7 protein-coding genes are annotated in these 6304 nt (G+C 68.1%); 5 read left to right on the top strand and 2 right to left on the bottom strand.

The annotated features are described in order from the left end of the window. Positions 1-401, bottom strand: a 401-nt coding sequence (locus G3N94_RS38765) for an alpha/beta hydrolase fold domain-containing protein (protein WP_205799490.1), incomplete at its 3' end; no start/stop codon positions are given. Positions 402-678: 277 nt separating this feature from the next. Here G3N94_RS38765 and G3N94_RS38760 point away from each other — a divergent pair. Both G3N94_RS38760 and G3N94_RS38755 read left to right on the top strand, forming a co-directional pair. Beyond that, positions 679-1869 carry a helix-turn-helix transcriptional regulator gene (locus G3N94_RS38760; RefSeq protein WP_205799489.1) on the top strand — a complete coding sequence of 397 codons (1191 nt, stop codon included), beginning with the start codon at positions 679-681 and terminating at the stop codon, positions 1867-1869. A 169-nt stretch (positions 1870-2038) separates the two neighbouring features. Next, entirely contained in the window at positions 2039-2671 is a 633-nt protein-coding gene (locus tag G3N94_RS38755) for a hypothetical protein (RefSeq protein WP_205799488.1), read from the top strand. A 118-nt stretch (positions 2672-2789) separates the two neighbouring features. Here G3N94_RS38755 and G3N94_RS38750 read toward each other — a convergent pair whose 3' ends face one another. Continuing rightward, entirely contained in the window at positions 2790-3140 is a 351-nt protein-coding gene (locus G3N94_RS38750; protein WP_205799487.1) for a VOC family protein, read from the bottom strand. 257 nt (positions 3141-3397) lie between these two features. On the opposite strand from G3N94_RS38750, the gene G3N94_RS38745 reads away from it, so the two are divergent. The 3 genes from G3N94_RS38745 to G3N94_RS38735 form a co-directional block, all read left to right on the top strand. Further along, positions 3398-4537: an LLM class flavin-dependent oxidoreductase gene (locus G3N94_RS38745; protein WP_205799486.1), complete on the top strand. Its 1140-nt coding sequence runs from the start codon at positions 3398-3400 to the stop codon at positions 4535-4537. A gap of 128 nt (positions 4538-4665) precedes the next feature. Further along, a complete protein-coding gene (locus G3N94_RS38740; RefSeq protein ID WP_205799485.1) occupies positions 4666-5859 on the top strand; it encodes a flavin-dependent monooxygenase in 1194 nt (397 codons plus the stop codon). A gap of 10 nt (positions 5860-5869) precedes the next feature. Next, positions 5870-6304: FAD-dependent oxidoreductase (locus tag G3N94_RS38735; RefSeq protein WP_205799484.1), on the top strand; the 435-nt coding region annotated here is incomplete at its 3' end.

The raw sequence follows: 6304 nt of genomic DNA, 5'->3' as shown, positions 1-6304 counted from the left end.
CAGCGCACCGCGTCGAACGCATCGTGCGCGGCCGCCGGAAAGCGCGCCTCGGGCGCGAGCCGGTAGTCGACCGACAGCACGAGCGTGCGTGCGCGCTGCGCGAGGCTGCGGCACAGATTCGCGTGCGAATCGATGCCGCAGGACACGAAGCCGCCGCCGTGGAAAAACACGGTCAGCGGCAACGGCCCGTCGGCGTGTGGGCGATAGAGCCGCGCGGGCAACACGTGGCCCGATGCGGGAATGCGCCAATCCTCCTCGGCGGCGATCGCGTCGCCGGGAGCAAAGGCGCCGCCGGCTGCGAGAATCGCGCGGTAAGCGGGAACGGTCAGTTGATCGAAATCGATCGCGGGTGCCTGGGCGAACGCGGCCAGCAACGCCTGCGCCTGGGGGTCGAGCGGCATCGGAACTCCTGTCTGAATCGGGTGCGGATCGAATCAGGTATACCCGCATCGCGGTTTTCCCTGAGAGCGCGCCAGATGCTTGCCGGCGCGGCCTGACGGCCATTCCAGCGCAGTGGCCTGCGCGTCACATCATCCGATTGGACGATGGTTCGGTCGTCCGGATAGCGAAAGCTCCGTCTTCAGTAAATCTCCCGATGACGCCGATCAACACGCGTCTTAAGCTTGGCGGCGCGGCTGAATCGGATTGAACGAGTCGCATGGAGGATGGAGCGTGCTGATGGAGACAAGATGGGCTCCGCAAGAGAGCCAGTCAACGATGGAGGAGGCCGGCCTCAGCGTCGCGGAGTTCAGCGAGCTGATGGCGCGGATTTACCAGGGACCGCTCGAGACGCCGCCGTGGGCGGGCGCGCTCGAGCTGGTGCGGCGCTGGCTCGACGCGAACTACGTGACGCTGATCCTGCGCGCGGCCGCGAGCGATCGCCGCGCGCCGCTGTCGGTGCATGCGTCGGAGTTCGGCCCGGTGGTGCCTGGCGACGGCGAGGCATCATACAATTCGTACTACTATTCGCTAGACCCGTTCATTGGCCTGCCGGCCGATCGCGTCGTGACGGCCGACGAGGTGTTCGGCGAAACGGGCTGGCTGTCGAGCGAGTTCTACAAGCAGTTCCTGAAGCCGTCGGACGTGCGCCACATCCTCGGTGCGGATCTGCGCACGCCGTCCGGCGTCGAGTGCCGGTTCCGCGTGTGCCGCAAGCACGCGTCGAAACCGTTTTCAGCGCGCGACAAGGCGATCTGCGGGCTGCTGCTGCCGCACCTGAAGCGCGCGGTCGAACTGCATTCGCGGCTCGACACGGCCGAAGTCGAACGGTCGATCTACGCAAACGCCGTGAACCGGATGCAGGTCGGGATGATCACGCTCGACGAAAAGGGCGCGATCATCGACATGAACGGCGTCGCCGACGAGATCCTCAAGCAGGGCAACGGCCTGTGCGCCGCGCGCGGCACGATCGAGGCGACCGATGCGCAGGAGAACCGCACGCTGCAGCGGCTGATCCGCCATGCGGTGATGGGCCATCACGGCACCGCGTCCGCGATCGTCGAGGCGATGCCGGTCACCCGCAACTTCGACAAGCCGCGCCTCGGGCTGCTGGTGCGCACGATCCTGATGTCGGACTGGTCGGAAGACAACAAGCGGCGGCCGGCCGTCGCGCTGCTGGTGCGCGATCCGGATCGCAAGCCGCAGGGCGCGCAGGAGATCATTCGCAAGCTGTTCGACCTGACGCCGGCCGAAACGTCGCTCGCGCTGCTGCTGACGAACGGGATGACGCTCGAGGAAGCGGCCGAGGAATCGGGGATCAGCAAGAACACGGCGCGCACGCACCTGCGTGCGATCTTCTCGAAGACGGGCGTGACGCGCCAGGCGACGCTCGTGCGAATCCTGCTCGGCAGCGTGGTGCCGCTCGGTTGACGGGGACGGGCGGGCAGCGCGCTTGCCGCGATGTCCCGATGTCCCGATGTCCCGATGCGCGCGGCGGCCGGATCTCGTCCGTTGCGCTGCCGCTTGCAGCCTGCCGCGAATGCGACTCTAATCTGCCGGTGCCGGCGACATCGGCCGGCCGTCAATCGAAGGAGATCGCATGATTCGCTTACTGATCGACACGGATGCGCCGGCGTCGCCGGCGGCGGTGACGCGCTTCGGCGGGTTGCCGTCGATTCCGGCCGGCGCGCAATTCGACTGGCCGTGCTGCACGAATTGCGACGGCCCGATGCAGTTCCTCGGGCAGATCGCGCTCGAAGGCGACGCGGCCGGCCGGCTCGTGCTGCTGTTCATGTGCCAGAATTCGCCGGGGATGTGCGACGAATGGGACGCCGATGCCGGCGGCAATCGCGCGCTGGTCGTGGCGGCCGACGACGCCGGCAAGCTTGCGGCCGCGCCGGATGGCGACACGGTCGTGCGCGATACCGACTACGGTGCGCGCATCGAGGATGTCGACGCCGCGCACTACGACGCCGCGCGCCAGCAATGGGCGCAGCAGCACGACGGCGCGCTGCGGCGAATCCAGGGTTGCGTGGGCGGCGAGCCGTCGTGGCTCCAGGCCGACGAAACGCCTTGCTGCGACGCGTGCGACAACGCGATGTCGTTCGTCGCGCAACTCGAGGAAGGGCCCCACCACCGCACCGCGATGAACTTCGGCGGCGGCGGTTGCGGCTACGTGTTCCACTGCGGCTGCGCCGAACCCGGCGCGAAATTCCTCTGGCAGTGCGGCTGATGCCGATCCTGAGCCTGATCCGATAGCAGGCGGGCAGCGACGGGGCGTGGCGGCCCGCCGGACGGACCGCTCACGCGAGCACAGGTGCGGCACGCAGGTCCGGCCGCAGGTGTAACATTCACGCCGCCCGTTTCTGCGAAATCACGAGCAGCGCGCCGTTGCGGTCCTCGAGCACCGCGCGATACTCGTGCGGCCCCGCCTGCACGGGCACGCGCACCGACGCGCCCGCCTTGACGACGCGCGCCATCGCCGCATACAGATCGTCATCCTCATCAACCCGCAGCGTCAGTGCCGCGCGCTCGACGATCTGTTCGTCGCCCGCCACCAGCGCGATGGTCAGCGGGCCGCCGTCGAGCGCGCAATAGCGTTCGCCATCGCGGAACTTCACGTTCAGACCCAGGCCGTCGACGAACAGCGGCAATGCCGTGTCGATATCGTCGACCGGATACAGCAGCATCGAAACCTTCATCCTTTGTCTCCCTTGTCGTGATGCGGCGTGCACGACGCCGCCGGACGATCCTAGCGCGACCCCGTGCGGTCGCACGCAGTCCGATCGGATGACGGTGAAACCCCTCTGTCCGCGAACGTGCCCCGTTACTCCAAACAGACGATGCCCACGTCCGCGCGCGCGCCGACACTCCCATCCGTGGACCGTCGCTTTCCGTCTGCGTGCCGCAGATGGCCTGCGCGACCCCGACACGTCCAACATCCATGGAGACGCACGCAATGAAGTTTTCCCTCATCTACGAAGCCCAGACCACCGACGCGTCGCGCGAAGGCGACCACCGCGTGTTCCAGGAGACGGTCGAACAGGCGCTGCTCGCCGAGCAGGTCGGCTTCGACACGATCTGGTGCGTCGAGCACACGTCGCTGACCAACTATGCGCACATGAGCGCGCCGGAAACGTTCCTTGCGTACCTCGCTGGCCGAACGACGCGCATCGGCCTTGGCCACGGCGTCGTCTGCCTGCCGCCGGCGATGAACCATCCGATCAAGGTCGCGGAGCGCGTCGCGCTGCTCGACATCCTGTCGGGCGGCCGCGTGCATTTCGGCGTCGGCAAGGGCGGCAGCCAGCAGGAGGCCGGCGCGTTCGGCTACGAGCTCGACAAGCTGCAGCCGATGATCGACGAATCGATGTACCTCGTACCGAAGATGTTCGTGCAGGACGAGATCGAACACGACGGCACGTACATCAAGATTCCGAAGCGACCGATCCATCCGAAGCCGTTCCAGGATCCGCACCCGCCGATGTATCTCGCGTGCACGAACACCGACGCGCTGCTGCGCGCGGGGCAGCGCGGGATGGGCGCGCTCGTGCTCGGCTTCGGCGGCCCGGACGAGGTCGCGAAGAAGAACGCGGTTTACCGCGAAGCGTGGGCGAACCGCAAGCCGGAAGACCAGGTCGGCTTCCGCCCGACCCAGCACCTTGCCGCGCTGTGCCCGACGGTCGTGCTCGCCGACGGCCAGCAGGCCCGCAAGATCGGCATCCGCGGCCAGCGCTACTTCATGGAGTCGCTTGCGTACTGGTACACGGGCGGCGAGCGTCCGGACCCGTCGAAGTGGGGTGACGACCTCGTGCAGGCCGACAGCGGCGAAATGGTGATCCGCTCGCGCTTCGCGTCGGAGGAGGTGGTCGTCAATTTCGCCGACCCGGCGCTCGCGATGATGAACCCGAACCACGCGTACGGCACGGTGGACGACTGCATCGGCTACGTCGGCCGCCTGCAGGAAGCCGGCGTCGACGAAGTGCTGTTCCTGTGCCAGATGGGGACGGTGCCGCACGACGCGCAGATGGAGACGATCCGCAACATCGGCGAGCACGTGATTCCGTTCTTCAACCGCGAAGCGCAGCGCAAGTACGCGTGACGCGCGGGGCCGCGCCGGTCGTCCTTTCGGACGATGCGGCGCACGCGCCCCGCGAACACCATCGATCGCAACGACAACCATTTGAGCAGGCGCTGAAGCGCCAACTCCGGTCGACATAGGAGACATCCGTGCATCGCGATAACGATTCGAACGCCCTGGCCGCCACGCTGATCGCGCGGGCGGAGGAACTTGCCCCGGCACTCGCGGGCCGGGCCGCGCAGGCAGAGGCGCAGGGCCGCATCCCGGCCGAGACGGTCGCCGACCTGCAGGCCGCCGGTTTCTTCAAGGTGCTGCAGCCGAAACGCTACGGCGGCCACGAACTCGATCCGCAGACCTTCTTCGACATCCAGATGGCGCTCGCGCGCGGCTGCATGTCGACGGCGTGGGTGTACGGCGTCGTCGGCGTGCACAACTGGCAGCTCGCGCTGTTCGACAAGCAGGCGCAGCAGGACGTGTGGGGCGACGATCCGGCGACGCTGATCGCGTCGACCTACATGCCGGTCGGCCGCGTGACGCCGGTCGACGGCGGCTTCCGGCTGTCCGGCCACTGGAAGTTCTCGAGCGGCAGCGAACTGTGCGACTGGGTGTTCCTCGGCGCGCTGGTGCCGCCGGCGAAGGCCGGCGAGCCGCCGGAATACCGGACCTTCCTGCTGCCGAAGCGCGATTACCGGATCGAGCGTGACTGGGACGTGCTCGGCCTGCGCGCGACGGGCAGCCACGACATCGTCGTCGACGACGTGTTCGTGCCCGCGTACCGCACGCACAAGGCCGTCGACGGGATGATGGGCACGAGTCCGGGGCTTGCAATCAACGACGCGCCGCTGTTCAGGCTGCCGTTCGCGCAGATTTTCGTACGCGCGGTGTGCACGTCGTGCATCGGCGCGCTACAGGGCGCGCTCGACGATTTCACGTCGTATGCGGCGACGCGCATATCCACGAACAGCGGCACGAAGACCACCGACGATCCGGGTGCGCAGGGCGCATGCGCGAACGCGGCGGTCGCGATCGACGAGATGCGCGTGCTGCTCAGGCGCAATTTCGCCGAGCTGATGGCGGCCGCGAACGGCGGCCCGGCCGTGTCGATCGAGCGGCGCGTGCATTTCCGCTACCAGTCGGCGCAGGTCGCCGAGCGCTGCGCGCAGGCGGCCAACGCGCTGCTGCGCTACGCGGGCGGCAACGGCATCTATCACCGCAATCCGCTGGTGCGGCGCTTCCTCGACCTGCATGCGGCGCGCGCGCACTACGCGAACAACGTCGACCGCTTCGGCCAGAACCTCGGCGCGGTGATGCTCGGCCGCGACAACACGGACTTCTTCATCTGACGAGGCGGCGATGAACGACGCGCAAGCGCAGCAATACGAATTCGACGTCGTCGTCGTTGGCTCGGGCGCGGGCGGCCTGCTCGCGGCCTGCCGCGCGGCGGACCGCGGCCTCTCGGTCGTCGTGATCGAGAAGACCGGGTTGTACGGCGGCACGTCGGCCGTGTCGGGCGGCGGCATCTGGGTGCCGTGCAATCACCACATCGGCGAGCTCGGCGCGACCGACACGCGCGACGCCGCGCGCACCTATCTCGACGCATGCACGGCAGGCGCCACGCCCGCCGACAAGCTCGACGCGTATCTCGACCGCGCACCGGAAATGCTGCGCTACCTCGAGGCGAAGACGCCGGTGCGCTACCAGGCGCTGCCGAAGTACGCGGACTATTTCCAGAAGCTGCCGGGCGCGATGCCCGGCTACCGCGCGCTCGATCCGCTGGCGTTCGACGGA

The organism is Burkholderia sp. Ac-20353 (genome assembly GCF_017104785.1).
In the GTDB taxonomy this organism is placed as follows: domain Bacteria; phylum Pseudomonadota; class Gammaproteobacteria; order Burkholderiales; family Burkholderiaceae; genus Burkholderia.
Note: the sequence above shows the minus strand (reverse complement) of the source record. Positions and strands in the feature narration are given on the sequence as shown.